Below are 15,798 nucleotides of genomic sequence, written 5' to 3' on the forward strand. Positions count from 1 at the left end.
GAAATGCTGATCCCCCGTAGGGTCAAGCACCGCAAGCAGCACCACCCGAAGCGCAGCGGTATGTCCAAGGGTGGCACGCAGGTTGCGTTCGGCGAGTACGGCATCCAGGCGCTGACCCCGGCGTACGTGACGAACCGTCAGATCGAGTCCGCTCGTATCGCGATGACCCGTCACATCAAGCGTGGCGGCAAGGTCTGGATCAACATCTACCCGGACCGTCCCCTGACGAAGAAGCCTGCCGAGACCCGCATGGGTTCCGGTAAGGGTTCTCCCGAGTGGTGGATCGCGAACGTCAAGCCGGGCCGGGTGATGTTCGAGCTGTCCTACCCGAACGAGAAGATTGCTCGTGAGGCGCTCACCCGCGCTGCTCACAAGCTTCCGATGAAGTGCCGGATTGTTCGGCGCGAGGCAGGTGAGTCGTGATGTCGGCCGGTACCAAGACGTCCGAGCTGCGCGAGCTGGGCAACGAGGAGCTCCTCAACAAGCTCCGCGAGGCCAAGGAAGAGCTGTTCAACCTCCGCTTCCAGGCGGCGACCGGACAGCTCGAGAACCACGGCCGGCTCAAGTCCGTCCGTAAGGACATCGCCCGGATCTACACCCTGATGCGCGAGCGCGAGCTCGGCATCGAGACGGTGGAGAGCGTCTGATGAGCGAGAAGACTGTGACTGAGACGAACACTGACCGCGGTTTCCGGAAGACCCGTGAGGGTCTGGTCGTCAGCGACAAGATGGACAAGACCGTCGTCGTCGCTGTCGAGGACCGCGTCAAGCACGCGCTGTACGGCAAGGTCATCCGCCGTACGAACAAGCTCAAGGCTCACGACGAGCAGAACGCCGCCGGCGTCGGCGACCGTGTCATCCTCATGGAGACCCGGCCGCTGTCCGCCACGAAGCGTTGGCGCGTCGTCGAGATCCTCGAGAAGGCCAAGTAATTCCTGAGGGGCATTCCCCTCAGGCAGGTTCCGCCAGGCTCGGCGGGGGTCCGTTCCGGTAACGGAGCGGCCCCCGCCGGGAACCGGCAGACGATCAGGAGATAGACGTGATCCAGCAGGAGTCGCGACTGCGCGTCGCCGACAACACGGGTGCGAAGGAAATTCTCACCATCCGTGTTCTCGGTGGCTCGGGTCGCCGCTACGCGGGCATCGGTGACGTCATCGTCGCCACCGTCAAGGACGCGATCCCCGGTGGCAACGTGAAGAAGGGTGACGTCGTCAAGGCCGTCATCGTTCGCACCGTCAAGGAGCGTCGTCGTCAGGATGGCTCGTACATCCGCTTCGACGAGAACGCCGCTGTCATTCTCAAGAACGACGGCGACCCCCGCGGCACCCGTATCTTCGGCCCGGTGGGCCGTGAGCTGCGCGAGAAGAAGTTCATGAAGATCATCTCGCTCGCGCCGGAGGTGCTGTAAGCATGAAGATCAAGAAGGGCGACCTGGTTCAGGTCATCACCGGTAAGGACAAGGGCAAGCAGGGCAAGGTCATCGTTGCCTACCCTGCTCAGGACCGCGTCCTCGTCGAGGGTGTCAACCGGGTCAAGAAGCACACCAAGGCCGGTCAGACCGCTCGCGGTTCGCAGACCGGTGGCATTGTGACGACCGAGGCCCCCGTCCACGTCAGCAACGTGCAGCTGGTTGTTGAGAAGGACGGCAACAAGGTCGTTACTCGCGTCGGCTACCGCTTTGACGACGAGGGCAACAAGATCCGCGTTGCCAAGCGCACCGGTGAGGACATCTGATGACTACCACCACAGCGCCGCGTCTCAAGACGCGCTACCGCGAGGAAATCGCCGGCAAGCTGCGTGAGGAGTTCTCCTACGAGAACGTCATGCAGATTCCCGGTCTGGTCAAGATCGTGGTCAACATGGGTGTGGGCGACGCCGCCCGCGACTCCAAGCTGATCGATGGCGCCGTGCGCGACCTCACCACGATCACCGGTCAGAAGCCGGCCGTCACCAAGGCCCGCAAGTCGATCGCGCAGTTCAAGCTGCGCGAGGGGCAGCCGATCGGCTGCCACGTCACCCTCCGTGGTGACCGCATGTGGGAGTTCCTGGACCGTACGCTGTCGCTCGCGCTTCCGCGTATCCGTGACTTCCGTGGCCTGTCGCCGAAGCAGTTCGACGGCCGTGGCAACTACACCTTCGGTCTCACGGAGCAGGTCATGTTCCACGAGATCGACCAGGACAAGATCGACCGGGTCCGGGGCATGGACATCACCGTGGTCACCACGGCGACCAATGACGACGAGGGTCGTGCCCTCCTTCGTCACCTCGGCTTCCCGTTCAAGGAGAACTGACCGTGGCGAAGAAGGCTCTGATCGCTAAGGCCGCCCGTAAGCCGAAGTTCGGCGTTCGCGGGTACACCCGCTGCCAGCGCTGCGGCCGGCCCCACTCCGTCTACCGCAAGTTCGGCCTGTGCCGCGTGTGCCTTCGTGAGATGGCTCACCGTGGCGAGCTGCCGGGCGTGACCAAGAGCTCCTGGTAATTCTCCTTCGCCCTTTGGGCGTTGGGAATCACCGGAGACTCTCGGTAAGCATCTGGTCGGCAGGAGCCCGTCCTCGCATGCCGTAGGCTTGTGGGGTTGGGCGCCTGCCGCCCAAGACCGACTTACTACGCCGTAGGTCCCCGCACCGCACCCGTCCTGCCTCTGAGTAGGGAGAGGGATGGCGCATACAGGAAACCCCGGCGAGAGAGGCCGAAGGCCAACTCATGACCATGACTGATCCCATCGCAGACATGCTCACGCGTCTGCGTAACGCGAACTCGGCGTATCACGACGACGTCACGATGCCGCACAGCAAGATCAAGTCGCACATCGCGGAGATCCTCCAGCAGGAGGGCTTCATCACGGGCTGGAAGGTCGAGGACGCCGAGGTTGGCAAGAACCTCGTCCTCGAGCTGAAGTTCGGCCCGAACCGCGAGCGCTCGATCGCCGGCATCAAGCGAATCTCGAAGCCGGGTCTGCGTGTATACGCAAAGTCCACCAATCTGCCGAAGGTTCTCGGCGGCCTGGGCGTGGCGATCATCTCCACGTCCCACGGTCTCCTGACCGGCCAGCAGGCCAGCAAGAAGGGCGTAGGTGGGGAAGTCCTCGCCTACGTCTGGTAGTCGGGAACGGAGGAATAGCTCATGTCGCGAATCGGCAAGCTCCCCATCCAGGTTCCCGCCGGTGTGGACGTCACCATCGATGGCCGCACGGTCGCAGTGAAGGGCCCCAAGGGCACCCTCGCGCACACCGTTGCGTCGCCGATCGAGGTCACCAAGGGTGAGGACGGCGTTCTGAACGTCGTCCGCCCGAACGACGAGCGTCAGAACAAGGCCCTTCACGGCCTGTCCCGCACGCTGGTGGCGAACATGATCACCGGCGTGACCCAGGGATACATCAAGGCGCTCGAGATCAGTGGTGTCGGTTACCGCGTCCAGGCGAAGGGCTCCAATCTGGAGTTCGCCCTGGGCTACAGCCACCCGATCCTGATCGAGGCCCCGGAGGGCATCACCTTCAAGGTGGAGTCCCCCACGAAGTTCACCGTCGAGGGCATCGACAAGCAGAAGGTCGGCGAGACCGCGGCCAAGATCCGCAAGCTGCGGAAGCCTGACCCGTACAAGGCCAAGGGCGTCAAGTACGCCGGCGAGGTCATCCGCCGCAAGGTCGGAAAGGCTGGTAAGTAGCGATGGCATACGGCGTAAAGATCGCCAAGGGCGACGCGTACAAGCGTGCAGCCCTCAAGCGTCGCCACATTCGCGTCCGCAAGCACATCTCCGGTTCGCCGGAGCGTCCGCGCTTGGTTGTGACGCGTTCCAACCGCCACATGGTGGCTCAGGTCATCGACGACATCGCGGGCCACACGCTCGCGTCGGCGTCGACCCTGGACGTCTCCATCCGTGGTGGCGAGGGCGACAAGAGCAGCCAGGCCAAGCAGGTCGGCGCCCTGGTCGCTGAGCGTGCCAAGGCCGCAGGCGTCGAGGCCGTCGTGTTTGACCGCGGTGGTAACCAGTACGCCGGGCGGATTGCCGCTCTGGCTGACGCCGCCCGTGAAGCCGGGCTGAAGTTCTAAGCCCCGGTTCCTACGCACAGCGGACGTAACAGAGAGAGGTAAATCCAATGGCTGGACCCCAGCGCCGCGGAAGCGGTGCCGGTGGCGGCGAGCGGCGGGACCGGAAGGGCCGTGACGGCGGCGCAGCTGCCGCCGAGAAGACCGCGTACGTCGAGCGCGTCGTCGCGATCAACCGTGTCGCCAAGGTTGTGAAGGGTGGTCGTCGCTTCAGCTTCACCGCGCTGGTCGTGGTGGGCGATGGTGACGGCACCGTCGGTGTCGGTTACGGCAAGGCCAAGGAAGTTCCCGCGGCCATTGCCAAGGGCGTGGAAGAAGCCAAGAAGAACTTCTTCAAGGTTCCGCGTATCCAGGGCACCATCCCTCACCCGATCCAGGGCGAGAAGGCTGCGGGCGTCGTTCTGCTCAAGCCTGCTTCCCCCGGTACCGGTGTTATCGCCGGTGGCCCGGTGCGCGCCGTCCTGGAGTGCGCCGGCGTTCACGACATCCTGTCGAAGTCGCTCGGTTCTTCGAACCCGATCAACATCGTGCACGCGACCGTGGCGGCCCTCCAGGGCCTGCAGCGTCCCGAGGAGATCGCGGCCCGCCGCGGTCTGCCCCTCGAGGACGTCGCCCCCGCGGCTCTGCTTCGTGCTCGTGCGGGAGCGGGTGCGTAATGGCCCGTCTCAAGATCACGCAGACGAAGTCGTACATCGGCAGCAAGCAGAACCACCGCGACACCCTGCGTTCGCTCGGGCTCAAGCGCCTGCACGACGTGGTTGTCAAGGAGGACCGCCCCGAGTTCCGCGGAATGGTTCACACCGTCCGCCACCTCGTGACGGTTGAGGAGGTCGACTGACATGGCGGAGAACAAGCCGCTGAAGGCGCATGACCTCCGGCCTGCCCCGGGTGCCAAGACCGCCAAGACCCGTGTGGGTCGTGGTGAGGCATCCAAGGGTAAGACCGCTGGTCGTGGTACCAAGGGCACCAAGGCCCGTTACCAGGTTCCGGAGCGCTTCGAGGGTGGCCAGATGCCCCTCCACATGCGTCTCCCGAAGCTCAAGGGCTTCAAGAACCCGTTCCGCACCGAGTACCAGGTCGTGAACCTGGACAAGCTCGCGACGCTCTACCCCGAGGGTGGAGAGGTCACGGTGGCCGATCTGGTCGCCAAGGGCGCTGTGCGCAACAACCACCTCGTCAAGGTCCTCGGACAGGGCGAGATCTCCGTGGCGCTGCAGGTTTCGGTTGACGCCGTCTCCGGCTCCGCCAAGGAGAAGATTGCCGCTGCCGGCGGCACTGTCACCGAGCTCGTCTGAGACAACTCGGACCATTCGGTGGCCTGAACATCCGACCGGGGATGCCTCTCATATGGGGCATCCCCGGTTGGTCGTTCCTAGGGGGGCATGTACGCCGGTAAGGTGGCGTCCGTTGCTGTGGTAACCCCTGGGCGCAAGCGTCCGGGGACCTTTGACTGTTACGTATTCGTCGATCCTCAAGACCGTCACCTCTACGCATTGCGCGGGGGTCGCAGGAGGCACCGTGCTCACCGCGTTCGCCCGGGCGTTCAAGACGCCCGACCTGCGCAAGAAGCTGTTCTTCACGCTCGGCATCATCGTTCTCTACCGGCTCGGGGCACACATCCCGGTCCCGGGAGTGAGTTACGAGAACGTCCAGACCTGTGTTGATCAGGCAAGCAAGGGCAACAACAGCCTCTTCGGCCTGGTGAACATGTTCAGCGGTGGTGCACTGCTGCAGATCACGATCTTCGCGCTCGGCATCATGCCGTACATCACGGCCAGCATCATTCTTCAGCTGCTGACCGTGGTGATTCCCCGACTCGAGGCGCTCAAGAAGGAGGGGCAGTCCGGCCAGGCCAAGATCACGCAGTACACGCGTTATCTGACGGTCGCACTCGCCATCCTGCAGGGCACCGGCCTGGTGGCCACCGCACGCAGCGGAGCGCTCTTCAGCGGCTGCCCGGTCGCCGACCAGATCGTCCCGAACCAGTCGCTGTTCACGACCATCACGATGGTCATCACGATGACCGCCGGCACGGCCGCCGTCATGTGGCTCGGTGAGCTCATCACCGACCGCGGCATCGGCAACGGCATGTCGATCCTGATGTTCATCTCGATCGCCGCCAGCTTCCCCGGCGCGCTGTGGGCCATCAAGACGAGCGGCAAGCTCGCGGACGGCTGGATCGAGTTCGGCACCGTCATCCTGATCGGCTTCGTGATGGTGGCGCTCGTCGTCTTCGTCGAGCAGGCCCAGCGCAGGATCCCGGTGCAGTACGCGAAGCGCATGATCGGGCGCAGGTCGTACGGTGGCACGTCCACCTACATCCCGCTGAAGGTGAACCAGGCGGGTGTGATTCCCGTCATCTTCGCTTCTTCGCTGCTCTACATCCCGGCCCTGATCGTCCAGTTCTCCAACTCCCAAGCGGGCTGGGCGACCTGGATCAAGGACCACTTCGTCAAGGGCGACCACCCGTACTACATCACGGCGTACTTCCTGTTGATCGTCTTCTTCGCCTTCTTCTATGTGGCGATTTCGTTCAACCCCGAGGAAGTCGCCGACAACATGAAGAAGTATGGTGGCTTCATCCCGGGTATCCGGGCAGGTCGACCTACTGCCGAGTACCTGAGCTACGTGCTCAACAGGATCACTTGGCCGGGCTCGCTGTATCTGGGTCTGATCGCTCTTGTGCCGACGATGGCGTTGGCAGGCTTCGGTGGAGCCAACCAGAACTTCCCGTTCGGCGGGACGAGCATCCTCATCATCGTGGGTGTGGGTCTGGAAACCGTGAAGCAGATCGAGAGTCAGCTCCAGCAGCGCAATTACGAAGGGTTCCTCCGCTGATGCGAATCGTCCTCGTCGGCCCGCCGGGTGCCGGCAAGGGAACGCAGGCTGCGTACCTTGCCAAGAACCTGTCGATTCCGCACATCTCCACGGGCGACCTCTTCCGCGCCAACATCAGCCAGGGCACTGACCTTGGCAAGCAGGCCCGCGCCTTCATGGACGCGGGACAGCTGGTGCCGGACGAGGTCACGATCGGGATGGCCAAGGACCGGATGTCCCAGTCGGACGCGGTCAACGGCTTCCTGCTCGACGGCTTCCCGCGCAACGTGGGACAGGCCGAGGCCCTGGATGTGATGCTCAAGGACGAGGGCGTAAAGCTGGACGCGGTACTCGACCTCGAGGTTCCCGAGGACGAGGTCGTGAAGCGCATCGCGGGCCGCCGCGTCTGCCGCAACGAGAGCGCGCACGTGTTCCACGTGACGTACAACCCGCCGCAGACCGAGGGTGTCTGCGACACCTGCGGCGGCGAGCTGTACCAGCGCGACGACGACAGCGAAGAGACGGTCCGTACCCGGCTCGAGGTCTACCACACGCAGACCGAGCCGATCATCGACTACTACAGGGCGCAGGACCTGGTGGTCACCATCTCCGCGCTCGGCAAGGTCACCGACGTGACCGAGCGGGCCATGGAGGCTCTGAAGTCCGACGAGGGCTGAGCGAGCACACCCGTAGTACATGCAGTGCAGTCGGCCGCGGCGTCCTTGGGCGCCGCGGCCGACTGTTTGCGGCCGTATCGTGGAGTACCCGCCCCTCTCACCGTCCCCACCCGGAAAGGCGCCGCAGCATGGTGCAGATCAAGACCCCCGAGCAGATCGCGAAGATGCGTGAGGCGGGGCTGGTGGTCGCTGCCATTCACGCGGCGACCCGCGAGGCCGCGGTACCCGGCTCCACCACACAGGACCTGGACCAGGTCGCCCGCAAGGTGATCGCCGACCACGGCGCGAAGTCGAACTTCCTCGGGTACGGCGGGTTCCCCGCGACGATCTGCACCTCGGTCAACGAAGTCGTCGTCCACGGCATCCCGGACGACAAGACCGTCCTCAAGGACGGCGACATCATCTCGATCGACGCCGGCGCGATCATCGACGGCTGGCACGGCGACGCCGCGTACACGGCCTTCGTCGGCACCGGTCACGCTCCGGAGCTCATCGAGCTCTCCCGGGTGACCGAGGAGTCGATGTGGGCCGGCATCGCCGCGATGAAGGTGAACAACCGCCTGGTCGACATCTCGAAGGCGATCGAGTCGTACATCCGCCGCCAGCCCCGCCCCGCCACCGGCAAGTACGGGATCATCGAGGACTACGGCGGGCACGGCATCGGCACCGAGATGCACATGGACCCGCACCTGCTGAACTACGTCGCCCGCAAGCGCGGCAAGGGCATCAAGCTGGTCCCCGGCCTCTGCCTGGCCATCGAGCCGATGGTCTCGCTCGGCACCCCGCACACCGAGGTGCTCAAGGACGAGTGGACCGTCATCACCACCGACGGCACCTGGTCCTCGCACTGGGAGCACTCCATCGCCCTCACGGAGCAGGGCCCGCTGGTCCTCACCGCCCCGGACTGCGGCCGCGAGAAGCTGGCTCAGTACGGCGTCGAGGCGGCGCCCGACCCGCTGGGCTGAGGTTGTACCCCACCGGGAGGTCTAAGGATCTCCCGCGGTGGGCAAACTTGACGGATTCGTCTTTTGGAGTCCGCTGACGTAGACTGACTCGTCGGCTCTCGTGCATCCGTGTGTCCGCATACGAGTGACGAAAGTCGATCAAGGTAGCCGATTCGAAAGGCGAAGCGTGGCCAAGAAGCAAGGTGCCATCGAAATTGAGGGCACCGTGATCGAGTCCCTCCCGAACGCCATGTTCAAGGTGGAACTCCAGAACGGTCACAAGGTCCTCGCGCACATCTCCGGCAAGATGCGGATGCACTACATCCGAATCCTTCCGGACGACCGGGTCGTGGTGGAGCTCTCCCCGTACGACCTGACGCGTGGCCGGATCGTCTACCGCTACAAGTAGATCTTGCCTACATCTCGCTTCGGCGGGGTGCCGGCACTGACCCGGAGAACCTGACATCCCATGAAGGTCAAGCCGAGCGTCAAGAAGATCTGCGACAAGTGCAAGGTGATCCGCCGTCACGGTCGGGTCATGGTCATCTGCGACAACCTGCGCCACAAGCAGCGCCAGGGCTGACGCACGACCCCCTCGCATCTCGCAGTACTTCGCGCGACGCACGTAAACGTACATACGCAGAGCCCGTCCAAGCCACGGCTGACGACACCTCCGGCGGGGGCCGGGGACCCGGGCGTACCACCTCTCCCAGCGAGAGGTCGGCGGTCGGGAGTGGCACTGCGGAAGACCCCCGAAATAACAACTGGAGCCATTGAATGGCACGCGTTTCAGGTGTTGACATCCCGCGCGAAAAGCGCGTGGAGGTTGCCCTCACCTACGTCTTCGGTATCGGGCGCACCCGGTCCAAGGAGATCCTCGCCACCACCGGCGTGAACCCGAACACCCGCGTTCGTGACCTGGCCGAAGAGGACCTGGTCAAGATCCGCGAGTACGTGGACGCCAACCTCCGCACGGAGGGTGACCTTCGCCGCGAGATCCAGGGCGACATCCGCCGCAAGATCGAGATCGGCTGCTACCAGGGCATCCGCCACCGTCGCGGTCTCCCGGTCCACGGTCAGCGCACCAGCACCAACGCCCGTACCCGCAAGGGTCCGCGTCGCGCGATCGCCGGTAAGAAGAAGCCGGGCAAGAAGTAGTCCTCAGCGGACGCACTGCGCACGTCCGGTTCGCCGGACAACCGCAGCATCCAGCGGTCTTCGCTGTAGGACCGATCACCTCCCCTCTCCATCTGGAGTCAAGACATGCCCCCCAAGGGTCGTCAGGGCGCAGCCAAGAAGGTGCGTCGCAAGGAAAAGAAGAACGTCGCTCACGGCCACGCGCACATCAAGAGCACGTTCAACAACACCATCGTCTCGATCACGGACCCCTCGGGCAACGTGATCTCCTGGGCCTCCGCCGGCCACGTCGGCTTCAAGGGCTCGCGCAAGTCCACCCCCTTCGCCGCGCAGATGGCCGCCGAGTCGGCCGCCCGCCGCGCGCAGGAGCACGGCATGCGCAAGGTTGACGTCTTCGTCAAGGGTCCGGGCTCCGGCCGCGAGACCGCGATCCGCTCCCTCCAGGCCACGGGCCTGGAGGTCGGTTCGATCCAGGACGTCACCCCGACGCCGCACAACGGCTGCCGTCCGCCGAAGCGTCGCCGCGTCTGATGCGCCACGGCCGGTGACGGCCGTGCGTCAGTAGCGTGGGTACGGGCGGTATGCCCCCTACGGGGGTGTGCCGCCCGTATCCTTGTTTCATCTGTCGGGCGTCAAATAGTGGGCGCCCACGACTGAAGGATTCACACATGCTTATCGCTCAGCGTCCGTCGCTGACCGAAGAGGTCGTTGACGAGTTCCGCTCGCGGTTCGTCATCGAGCCGCTGGAGCCGGGCTTCGGCTACACGCTCGGCAACTCCCTGCGCCGCACGCTCCTCTCCTCGATCCCGGGTGCCGCTGTCACCAGCATCCGTATCGACGGTGTCCTGCACGAGTTCACCACCGTGCCGGGCGTCAAGGAGGACGTGACCGACCTCATCCTCAACATCAAGCAGCTGGTCGTCTCCTCGGAGCACGACGAGCCGGTCGTGATGTACCTGCGCAAGCAGGGTCCCGGCCTGGTCACCGCTGCCGACATCGCCCCGCCGGCCGGTGTCGAGGTCCACAACCCGGACCTCGTCCTGGCCACGCTGAACGGCAAGGGCAAGCTGGAGATGGAGCTGACCGTCGAGCGCGGTCGCGGCTACGTCTCCGCCGTCCAGAACAAGCAGGTGGGCCAGGAGATCGGCCGCATCCCGGTCGACTCCATCTACTCCCCGGTGCTCAAGGTCACGTACAAGGTCGAGGCGACCCGTGTCGAGCAGCGCACCGACTTCGACAAGCTGATCGTCGACGTCGAGACCAAGCAGGCCATGCGTCCCCGTGACGCCATGGCGTCGGCCGGCAAGACCCTGGTCGAGCTGTTCGGTCTGGCGCGCGAGCTCAACATCGACGCCGAGGGCATCGACATGGGCCCCTCGCCGACGGACGCGGCCCTGGCCGCCGATCTGGCGCTGCCGATCGAGGAGCTGGAGCTCACGGTCCGCTCGTACAACTGCCTCAAGCGCGAGGGCATCCACTCGGTGGGCGAGCTCGTGGCCCGCTCCGAGGCGGACCTGCTCGACATCCGCAACTTCGGTGCGAAGTCGATCGACGAGGTCAAGGCGAAGCTGGCCGGTATGGGCCTGGCGCTGAAGGACTCGCCTCCCGGCTTCGACCCGACCGCCGCGGCCGACGCGTTCGGTGCGGACGACGACGCGGACGCCGGTTTCGTGGAGACCGAGCAGTACTAGTACGCCTCCGGCTGGGGTGCCCGGTTTTGCTGGGTGCCCCGGGCCGGGCGAGGGCTTTGTCCTCAATCGCCGGACGGGCTTGATTACGGCTCGTACGCGAGGGCTTTGTCCTCGATCGCCGGACGGGCTTGCATTTCGGGCTGAGGCTCGATTTCGAGTGCGGGCGGCGTCTGGAACTTCCGTGGGGCGACCGCCTCACGGAAACTGACACCGGTACCTGATACGGCCGGTGCAGCACACAAGGAGAAAACCATGCCTCAGCCCGCCAAGGGTGCCCGTCTGGGCGGCAGCGCTGCGCACGAGAAGCACCTTCTCAACAACCTCGCGAAGTCGCTGTTCGAGCACGGCCGCATCACCACGACCGAGGCCAAGGCCCGCCGCCTGCGTCCGGTCGCCGAGCGTTTCATCACCAAGGCGAAGAAGGGCGACATCCACAACCGTCGCCTGGTGCTGCAGTCGATCACGGACAAGGGCATCGTGCACACGCTCTTCACCGAGATCGCCCCGCGGTACGAGAACCGCCCCGGTGGTTACACCCGTATCACCAAGATCGGCAACCGTCGTGGCGACAACGCCCCGATGGCCGTCATCGAGCTCGTCGAGGCCCTGACCGTGGCGCAGGCCGCCACCGGTGAGGCCGAGGCAGCCACGAAGCGCGCGGTCAAGGAAGACGCCCTCAAGAAGGACGAGACCCCGGTCGAGTCCGTCGAGGACGCCAAGCCGGCCGAGGCCGAGGAGTCGAAGGACGCCTGAGCGTTCTGAGACCTCTGGACGGGCCCGCATCACCCTTCGGGGCGGTGCGGGCCCGTTCCGTTGTGTGGGGATCTTGAGAGGATCACTGGTGTGAGTGATGTGGTGGAGCCCGGGTCCGTACGGCTGCGGCTGGACCTGGCGTACGACGGCAAGGACTTCTCGGGCTGGGCGAAGCAGACCGGCCGGCGCACCGTCCAGGGAGAGATCGAGGATGCGCTGCGGACCGTCACCCGGTCCACCCGCACCTACGACCTGACCGTGGCCGGGCGCACCGATGCCGGGGTGCACGCCCGGGGCCAGGTCGCGCACGTGGACCTGCCGGTCGAGGTGTGGGCCGAGCACGCGGACAAGGTGCTGCGGCGGATGGCCGGCCGGATGGCGCCCGATGTGCGGATCCGGCGGATCGAGGAGGCACCGGCCGGGTTCAACGCCCGGTTCTCGGCTCTGTGGCGCCGGTACGCCTACCGGGTGGCGGACGGTCCCGGCGGGGTGGACCCCCTGGTGCGCGGTCATGTGCTCTGGCACGACCGGCCGTTGGACGTCGAGGCCATGAACGCGGCCGCTGCGCGCATGACGGGGGAGCACGACTTCGCCGCGTACTGCAAGAAGCGCGAGGGCGCGACGACCATCCGGACGCTGCAGCAGCTGCGCTGGGTACGTGACGAGGCGTCCGGGATCATCACCGGCACCGTCCAGGCCGACGCGTTCTGCCACAACATGGTGCGGGCGCTGGTCGGTTCGATGCTCTTCGTGGGCGACGGACGCCGCCCGCACCCGTGGCCCGCCGAGGTGCTGGCCGCCGGGGTGCGCGACCCCGGGGTGCACGTGGTGCGGCCGCACGGGCTGACGCTGGAGGAAGTCGCCTACCCGGCCGACGAGTTGCTCGCGGCCCGGGCCGTCGAGGCGCGCAACGTCCGTACCCTGCCGGGAGCCGGCTGCTGCTGACGGCGGCTCAGGCGGCCGAACGCCCGCGCCGGCGCACCGCGTGCGTGAGGACGCCGGCCAGGTACAGCGCGGCGCCGCTCAGCACCGATGAGCGGAACCAGCCGACGCGCGGGCTCCACCAGGCGTAGACGGCGGCCGCGCCGATGACGGCCAGCAGGGCGGTACGGATCAGCCACCAGCGGGCCGGCCGCGGGGAGCCGTCCCCCGGGACCGGCGGATGGGCGCCCGCGCCCGTCGTCATCGTGTCGCGCATCCCCGCCAGGATCGAGCGGCGCACCTGCACCCGGGCGCCCGGGATCGCGCCCAGGATCTCGGTGTCCCCGCCGAAGCCCGGCGGGACGGGCGGCAGGCCCAGCGCGGTGACCAGGTCGGCCTGGTGCCGGACCGGATCGCCGGTGGCGCGCAGGATGTGGGCCAGCGGGCGCGGGTCCGCCAGCCGGTACAGCCGCGAGAGCTCCTCGGCGACGGACCGCACATCGGCGTGGTCGGGGGCGGGGGCTTCGGTGTCCCAGGTGTGCGTGGCCGTCTGCCGGCCCTGGTGGAGCGCGGTGATGCGGCTGCGCCCGGGGGAGCGGTGCAGAACCAGGGCGGGCCAGCTCTCCCCCGTCGTGAACGTCTCCGCCGCCGCGGTCAGGGGGTCCTCCGGAAGGAGCGCCGCGCGCCGGCCACGAGCGGCCTCAGGGACCACCTCCACATAGCTGTACCCCTCGCCCGCCGGAGCCGTGCGCAGCGAGAACCCGCAGATCAGCGCGGCCTGGGCGACCTCGGCCGGGGGAGCGGGGACGATCGCCACCGCACGCGGGGCCAGCTCCGCCCAGTCCGGCGCGACGGCGGGCGGCTCGGGCGGGCGGCCGAAGAACGGGATGCCGGACGCGAGGTCCAGCCGGACGTCGGACCGGGCTTCGAGGAACTCCGTACGGGGGTCGCCGAGCCGGTTCCACGGGTACTCGGTCGCGTGGACACCGATGGCCCGGAACACGTCGAGGGCCTCGGCCGGCCGGTCCTGCGTGATCAGCAGCAGGGCCAGCTCGTTGCGGAAACCGGCGGCCTCGCGGTCGCCCGCGCCCGCGTAGGTCTCGGAGAGGTCCAGGGCCCGGGTGATGGCCGCGTCGACCTTCGGGCCGTACGGGTCGGGGCCGTCGGGCCCGTCCTCCTCGGACAGCCGGTACTCCAGCGCCGCCTGGAGCGGCAGGGCGTGCAGCTTCGAGCCGGGCGGGGCGGACGCGGCGATCCGCTCCGCGTACCGGAACATCTCCTCGTGCGAGCCGTACCACTTGGCGCACAGATACTGCAGGGCCTGCGCATGGCAGCCGAAGTGGTGCGGATCGCGGGACCCGGCCTCGGCGAGATACGCGTCGAAGACCTCGCGCGGGGCCTGGACCCCACGGGCGTGGGTGAGCGCGATGCGCCAGGGGACCGGATCCGAGGGGTTGCGCTCGGCCGCGGCGCCGATCACCGGGACCGCGTCCTCCAGGAGCGCGAAGAACGCCTGGAACCGGTCGCGCTCCACATCCTTCGCGCGGGCGCTCGTCCGCACCTTCCACGCCTGGTGCAGATGGAGGTCGGCGACGACGAGCAGACCGTCCGGGTCGTCGGGCGACTCGGCCAGCCAGGCGTCCAGCCAGCCGTCGTGGTGCAGCGCGGTCCGGGCCAGCCGGCTCACGTACGCGTCCCGGCGCTCCCACTGGGCGTGCACCCGGGTCGAGGCGAGGAGCTCCCGTGCCGGGCCGTGGTCCCCGGCCGCCGCGGCGGCGAGGGCGGCGCCCAGCGGGGCGTCCGGCGGGTCCAGGGCCACCGCCTCGTCCGGAGCGAGGTCGGCGCCGACGGCATCGCGGTGGCGCAGGATGCGCAGGAAGGCGACCAGGAAGACGAGACGCACAGCAGCGGTCCTCCGCATCCGGGAGAGGTGGCTGAACCGAAGGACGGGCGGATCAGCCGGCCGGGGCGGTGGCGGCCGCCGAGGCCTGGACCTCGCCCCGGTGGCGGATCTGGCGGAACGTGAAGTTGGTCAGGTCGTCGCCGACGGCGAACACGCCCTTGTCGGCCTTGGTGACGTTCTTCCCGCTGGTGAAGCCGCCCACCGTGAAATAGGCGTACCGGCCGTACGAGTTCGCCGTGCGGCGGCAGACCGAACCACCGCGGCAGAAGGTCGGCACACCCGATCCGCTCAGCGAGGCCATGCCGCCGCTGGCCTGCTGGGCGGCCTTCTTGGCCTGGGCCTCCGTCTCGAAGACCGCGAGGCCGATCGTGACGGCCACCCCGCTGCGGCTGTACGTGGCCCGGATGACCTGGTCACAGCCGTTGTTCGCCAGGATCGCGCCGAGCGCGCCCTGAGTGGTGGTCGCGCACTTCGTGGTGCGGTGCGTGGCGCCCTTGGAGTAGGCGCGGTCGCCCATCGTCAGCTTCTTGCCCGGGAAGAAGGCGTCGACCGTGACCGGCGCCCGGTCCTTCTTCACATCGGATATGTAGTCCTTCGGGTCCGGCGGGGGCGGCGGGGCCACCGACGAGAACGACGGCTCGGGCTGCTCCGTCCGGCTCGGCAGATCGGTCGCCGACGGCAGCTCGCTCGCGTTCTTCCCGGCCGAGCCGGCCGGATCGTTCTTGTTGGTCGAGATGACCGCCGTCGCCACGATCGCGGCGACCGCCGCGGTGGCCAGCGCGCCCCCGCCGATCATCAGCCACCGCTTGCGCCTGGCGCGCGCCGCGGACGCCTCGGCCAGCGCCGCCCAGTCCGGAGTCCCAGTGCCCCCGGGCCCCCAGGAGGGCCCCCCTTGCCCAAAGCTCATGCC

The 15,798-nt window shown here is 67.2% G+C and carries 25 protein-coding genes; 23 read left to right on the top strand and 2 right to left on the bottom strand.

Annotated elements, in window-relative coordinates; all coding sequences use genetic code 11:
* The first annotated feature begins 3 nt into the window (after nucleotides 1-3).
* The 23 genes from rplP (at nucleotide 4) to truA (ending at nucleotide 13,009) form a co-directional block, all read left to right on the top strand.
* Nucleotides 4-423, top strand: coding sequence for a 50S ribosomal protein L16 (rplP, locus tag OG408_RS23760; RefSeq protein WP_003966953.1), 420 nt, complete (start codon nucleotides 4-6; stop codon nucleotides 421-423).
* Nucleotides 423-647, top strand: a complete 225-nt coding sequence (gene rpmC, locus OG408_RS23765; RefSeq protein ID WP_024494976.1) for a 50S ribosomal protein L29 — start codon at nucleotides 423-425, stop codon at nucleotides 645-647. Before rplP ends, rpmC begins: the two co-directional genes overlap by 1 nt.
* Complete coding sequence (gene rpsQ / locus OG408_RS23770) at nucleotides 647-931, top strand: 30S ribosomal protein S17 (protein WP_024494977.1); 285 nt, start codon at nucleotides 647-649, stop codon at nucleotides 929-931. The genes rpmC and rpsQ overlap by 1 nt, the downstream gene beginning before the upstream one ends.
* 107 nt (nucleotides 932-1,038) lie before the next feature.
* Nucleotides 1,039-1,407, top strand: coding sequence for a 50S ribosomal protein L14 (gene rplN, locus OG408_RS23775; RefSeq protein ID WP_003966950.1), 369 nt, complete (start codon nucleotides 1,039-1,041; stop codon nucleotides 1,405-1,407).
* Between the two features lie 2 nt (nucleotides 1,408-1,409).
* Entirely contained in the window at nucleotides 1,410-1,733 is a 324-nt protein-coding gene (rplX, locus tag OG408_RS23780) for a 50S ribosomal protein L24 (protein ID WP_018550616.1), read from the top strand.
* On the top strand, nucleotides 1,733-2,290 hold the full coding sequence (gene rplE / locus OG408_RS23785; protein WP_018550615.1) for a 50S ribosomal protein L5: 558 nt from the start codon (nucleotides 1,733-1,735) through the stop codon (nucleotides 2,288-2,290). The genes rplX and rplE overlap by 1 nt, the downstream gene beginning before the upstream one ends.
* Before the next feature lie 2 nt (nucleotides 2,291-2,292).
* Entirely contained in the window at nucleotides 2,293-2,478 is a 186-nt protein-coding gene (locus OG408_RS23790) for a type Z 30S ribosomal protein S14 (protein ID WP_003948630.1), read from the top strand.
* Between the two features lie 224 nt (nucleotides 2,479-2,702).
* Nucleotides 2,703-3,101, top strand: a complete 399-nt coding sequence (gene rpsH / locus OG408_RS23795) for a 30S ribosomal protein S8 (RefSeq protein WP_018519291.1) — start codon at nucleotides 2,703-2,705, stop codon at nucleotides 3,099-3,101.
* A gap of 21 nt (nucleotides 3,102-3,122) precedes the next feature.
* The gene (rplF, locus tag OG408_RS23800; RefSeq protein ID WP_266781667.1) at nucleotides 3,123-3,662 is read left to right on the top strand and encodes a 50S ribosomal protein L6; all 540 of its coding nucleotides are present in this window, start codon (nucleotides 3,123-3,125) and stop codon (nucleotides 3,660-3,662) included.
* 2 nt (nucleotides 3,663-3,664) lie between these two features.
* A complete protein-coding gene (rplR, locus tag OG408_RS23805; RefSeq protein WP_018550612.1) occupies nucleotides 3,665-4,048 on the top strand; it encodes a 50S ribosomal protein L18 in 384 nt (127 codons plus the stop codon).
* Nucleotides 4,049-4,095: 47 nt separating this feature from the next.
* Complete coding sequence (gene rpsE / locus OG408_RS23810) at nucleotides 4,096-4,701, top strand: 30S ribosomal protein S5 (protein ID WP_018101216.1); 606 nt, start codon at nucleotides 4,096-4,098, stop codon at nucleotides 4,699-4,701.
* Nucleotides 4,701-4,883, top strand: coding sequence for a 50S ribosomal protein L30 (rpmD, locus tag OG408_RS23815; RefSeq protein WP_018550611.1), 183 nt, complete (start codon nucleotides 4,701-4,703; stop codon nucleotides 4,881-4,883). The genes rpsE and rpmD overlap by 1 nt, the downstream gene beginning before the upstream one ends.
* Nucleotide 4,884: 1 nt before the next feature.
* Nucleotides 4,885-5,340, top strand: coding sequence for a 50S ribosomal protein L15 (gene rplO, locus OG408_RS23820; protein ID WP_018550610.1), 456 nt, complete (start codon nucleotides 4,885-4,887; stop codon nucleotides 5,338-5,340).
* 223 nt (nucleotides 5,341-5,563) lie between these two features.
* Entirely contained in the window at nucleotides 5,564-6,883 is a 1,320-nt protein-coding gene (gene secY, locus OG408_RS23825; RefSeq protein ID WP_266781671.1) for a preprotein translocase subunit SecY, read from the top strand.
* Nucleotides 6,883-7,539 (top strand): adenylate kinase, encoded by a 657-nt coding sequence (locus OG408_RS23830; protein ID WP_266781673.1) that lies wholly within the window; start codon nucleotides 6,883-6,885, stop codon nucleotides 7,537-7,539. The genes secY and OG408_RS23830 overlap by 1 nt, the downstream gene beginning before the upstream one ends.
* Before the next feature lie 128 nt (nucleotides 7,540-7,667).
* Complete coding sequence (gene map, locus OG408_RS23835; RefSeq protein WP_266781675.1) at nucleotides 7,668-8,504, top strand: type I methionyl aminopeptidase; 837 nt, start codon at nucleotides 7,668-7,670, stop codon at nucleotides 8,502-8,504.
* A 166-nt stretch (nucleotides 8,505-8,670) separates the two neighbouring features.
* Nucleotides 8,671-8,892, top strand: coding sequence for a translation initiation factor IF-1 (infA, locus tag OG408_RS23840; RefSeq protein ID WP_003956442.1), 222 nt, complete (start codon nucleotides 8,671-8,673; stop codon nucleotides 8,890-8,892).
* A gap of 60 nt (nucleotides 8,893-8,952) precedes the next feature.
* The gene (gene rpmJ, locus OG408_RS23845; protein ID WP_003956441.1) at nucleotides 8,953-9,066 is read left to right on the top strand and encodes a 50S ribosomal protein L36; all 114 of its coding nucleotides are present in this window, start codon (nucleotides 8,953-8,955) and stop codon (nucleotides 9,064-9,066) included.
* Nucleotides 9,067-9,260: 194 nt separating this feature from the next.
* Nucleotides 9,261-9,641 (top strand): 30S ribosomal protein S13, encoded by a 381-nt coding sequence (rpsM, locus tag OG408_RS23850; protein WP_014047799.1) that lies wholly within the window; start codon nucleotides 9,261-9,263, stop codon nucleotides 9,639-9,641.
* Between the two features lie 105 nt (nucleotides 9,642-9,746).
* Complete coding sequence (rpsK, locus tag OG408_RS23855) at nucleotides 9,747-10,151, top strand: 30S ribosomal protein S11 (RefSeq protein WP_003956432.1); 405 nt, start codon at nucleotides 9,747-9,749, stop codon at nucleotides 10,149-10,151.
* A gap of 137 nt (nucleotides 10,152-10,288) precedes the next feature.
* Nucleotides 10,289-11,311: a DNA-directed RNA polymerase subunit alpha gene (locus OG408_RS23860; protein WP_003966937.1), complete on the top strand. Its 1,023-nt coding sequence runs from the start codon at nucleotides 10,289-10,291 to the stop codon at nucleotides 11,309-11,311.
* Nucleotides 11,312-11,563: 252 nt separating this feature from the next.
* Nucleotides 11,564-12,064: a 50S ribosomal protein L17 gene (gene rplQ, locus OG408_RS23865; protein WP_266781678.1), complete on the top strand. Its 501-nt coding sequence runs from the start codon at nucleotides 11,564-11,566 to the stop codon at nucleotides 12,062-12,064.
* A gap of 90 nt (nucleotides 12,065-12,154) precedes the next feature.
* Nucleotides 12,155-13,009, top strand: coding sequence for a tRNA pseudouridine(38-40) synthase TruA (truA, locus tag OG408_RS23870; RefSeq protein WP_285564868.1), 855 nt, complete (start codon nucleotides 12,155-12,157; stop codon nucleotides 13,007-13,009).
* Between the two features lie 7 nt (nucleotides 13,010-13,016).
* On the opposite strand, the gene OG408_RS23875 is transcribed toward truA, so the two are convergent.
* Together OG408_RS23875 and OG408_RS23880 are read right to left on the bottom strand one after the other, a co-directional pair.
* Nucleotides 13,017-14,888, bottom strand: coding sequence for a hypothetical protein (locus OG408_RS23875; RefSeq protein ID WP_326671834.1), 1,872 nt, complete (start codon nucleotides 14,886-14,888; stop codon nucleotides 13,017-13,019).
* A gap of 52 nt (nucleotides 14,889-14,940) precedes the next feature.
* Nucleotides 14,941-15,795: a hypothetical protein gene (locus tag OG408_RS23880; protein ID WP_326671835.1), complete on the bottom strand. Its 855-nt coding sequence runs from the start codon at nucleotides 15,793-15,795 to the stop codon at nucleotides 14,941-14,943.
* Nucleotides 15,796-15,798: the final 3 nt, after the last annotated feature.

The sequence above is a fragment of the Streptomyces sp. NBC_01257 genome (assembly GCF_035917255.1).
In the GTDB taxonomy this organism is placed as follows: domain Bacteria; phylum Actinomycetota; class Actinomycetes; order Streptomycetales; family Streptomycetaceae; genus Streptomyces.